2 protein-coding genes are annotated in these 2,589 nt (G+C 74.7%); both read left to right on the forward strand.

Translation table 11 applies throughout. The annotated features are described in order from the left end of the window. On the forward strand, positions 1 to 1,506 hold a 1,506-nt coding region (locus AB0O29_RS35015), incomplete at its 5' end, for an ABC transporter permease subunit (RefSeq protein WP_365160225.1). Between the two features lies 1 nt (position 1,507). Beyond that, positions 1,508 to 2,479, forward strand: coding sequence for an ABC transporter substrate-binding protein (locus AB0O29_RS35020; RefSeq protein ID WP_365160228.1), 972 nt, complete (start codon positions 1,508 to 1,510; stop codon positions 2,477 to 2,479). Positions 2,480 to 2,589: the final 110 nt, after the last annotated feature.

The following is a 2,589-nucleotide window of genomic DNA, read 5'->3' on the forward strand; positions in this document are numbered from 1 at the left end:
CTCGCGTCCGTGCTCCTCGGCACGCTCCTCGGGCTGGCCGCCGGACTGTCCGGCCGCATGGACCGCGTGCTGCGCCCGGTGCTCGACACCATGCAGGTGCTGCCCGCCTTCGCCTACCTGCTGCCGGTGGTGCTGGTCTTCGGCATCGGCGTGCCGGCCGCGGTCCTGGCGACCGTGGTGTACGCGGCCCCGCCGATGGCCCGCCTCACCGCACTCGGGCTGCGCGGCGCGGACGCCGGGGTCATGGAGGCCGCCGCCTCCCTCGGCGCGACCGGCCGGCAGCGGCTGCTGACGGCCCGGCTGCCGCTGGCCCGCAAGGAACTGCTGCTCGGCGTCAACCAGTCGATCATGATGGCGCTCGGCATGGCCGTGATCGCCTCCGTGATCGGCGCGGGCGGTCTCGGCGACCGGGTCTACCAGGCGCTGGCCTCCGTGGACGTCGGTGCCGCGCTCGCCGCGGGCGTCCCCATCGTGCTGCTCGCCGTGGTCCTGGACCGGGTCACCGCCGCCGCCGGCGCCCGGCTCGGGTCCGCTCCGGCCGCGAGCCCGGCCGGATCCGGCCGGACCCCGGCCCTGGTGTCGGCCGCCCTGGTCGCCGCGATCGCCGCGGCCGGGCACCTCACCGGCCGGCTCGACTGGCCGCGGGCGTGGACCGTGGACACCGCCGGGCCCGTCAACCGGGCCGTGGACTGGATGACCGCGCACCTGTACTCCGGGGTGCCTGTCGTCGGCGGCACCGCCGACTGGGCCTCCCACCTCACCACCGGCGTCCTCAACCCGCTCCGCTCGGGCCTGCAGTGGCTGCCCTGGTGGTCGGTCCTGCTGGCCGTCGGCGCCCTCGCCCTGCTCATCGGCACCTGGCGGACCGCCGCCACCGCCGTCCTGGCCATGGCGGCGATCGGCGTCCTCGGCGTGTGGGGGCCCGCCCTCGACACCCTCTCCCAGGTGCTCGCCGCCGTCGCCGTGACCCTGCTGCTCGGCTTCGCCCTCGGCGCGGCCGCCGCGCGCGGCGCCCGCCTCGACCGGATGCTGCGGCCCGTCCTCGACGTGTTCCAGACGATGCCCCAGTTCGTCTACCTGATCCCGGTGGTCGCGCTGTTCGGCGTGGGCCGCGCCCCGGCCGTCGCCGCGGCCGTGGTGTACGCGCTGCCCGCGGTGGTGCGCATCACCGCGCAGGGCCTGCGGGCGGTCGACCCGGGCGCGGTGGAGTCCGCGCGGTCCCTCGGGGCGACCGGACGCCAGCAACTGCTCCAGGTCCAGCTGCCGCTGGCCCGGCCGGCCCTGCTGCTGGCCGTCAACCAGGGCGTGGTCCTGGTCCTGGCCGTGGTCGTGATCGGCGGCCTGGTGGGCGGCGGGGCGCTCGGCTACGACGCCGTGTTCGGCCTCGCCCAGGGCGACCTGGCCACCGGTCTCGTCGCCGGTGCCGCGATCGTCTGCCTGGGCCTGGTGCTCGACCGGGTCACCCAGCCGACGCGACGCCGCACCCGCACCGGAGAGGGGGCCTGAGATGGCTCGCACCCGTACCGCCGCCCTGGCCGCCGCCGCGGCCCTGACCGTCGGGGCCGGCCTCACCGGCTGCGGCGCCGCCGACATGACCCGCCAGTCCTCCCCGTTCGCGGACACCGGGGGGTCGTCCCGGACGGTGACGCTGTCCGTGCAGTCCTGGGCGGGCGCCCAGGCCGACGCCGCCGTCGCCCAGTACCTGCTGGAACACGAGCTCGGCTACCGCGTGGACACCGTGCAGATCGACGAGGTGCCCGCCTGGGACGCACTCAGCCAGGGCCGGGTCGACGCCATCCTGGAGGACTGGGGCCACCCGGACCAGGAGAAGCGCTACATCGAGGGCAAGGGCACCATCGCCCGCGGCGGCGACCTGGGCGTCACCGGGCACATCGGCTGGTTCGTGCCCACGTACTTCGCCGAGCAGCACCCCGACGTCACCGACTGGCGGAACCTGGACAAGTACGCCGCCGAGCTCCGCACCGCGGAGAGCGGCGGCAAGGGACAGCTCCTCGACGGCTCCCCGTCGTACGTCACCAACGACAAGGCGCTGGTGAAGAACCTGGGCCTGGACCTCCAGGTGGTCTTCGCGGGCTCCGAGGCGGCCCAGATCACGCAGATCAAGCAGTTCGCCAAGGAGAAGAAGCCCTTCCTGACCTACTGGTACGAGCCGCAGTGGCTGTTCGAGAAGGTGCCCATGACGGAGGTGAAGCTGCCCGAGTACAAGGAGGGCTGCGACGCCGACCCGGAGAAGGTCGCCTGCGCGTACCCGCACACCCCGCTGCAGAAGTTCCTCAACGCCCGCTTCGCGAAGGACGGCGGAGACGCGGCCGCCTTCCTGAAGAGGTTCCGCTGGACGACGGACATGCAGAACGAGGTCGCGCTGATGATCGCGGAGGACAAGCTGACCCCGCGGGAGGCGGCGGCCCGCTGGGTGAAGGAGAACCGCGCCACCTGGCAGACCTGGCTCCCCGCCTGAGGCCGGACGGCGGCGGGCTCCCCGGCCGGGGAGCCCGCCGTCGCCTCCACCGCCTCCGGTAACGTCGCGGCGTGACGACGACCTACGTACTGGACGGCCGGCGGCTCCAC

It is taken from the genome of Streptomyces sp. NPDC089915 (assembly GCF_040684675.1).
Taxonomy (GTDB): domain Bacteria; phylum Actinomycetota; class Actinomycetes; order Streptomycetales; family Streptomycetaceae; genus Streptomyces.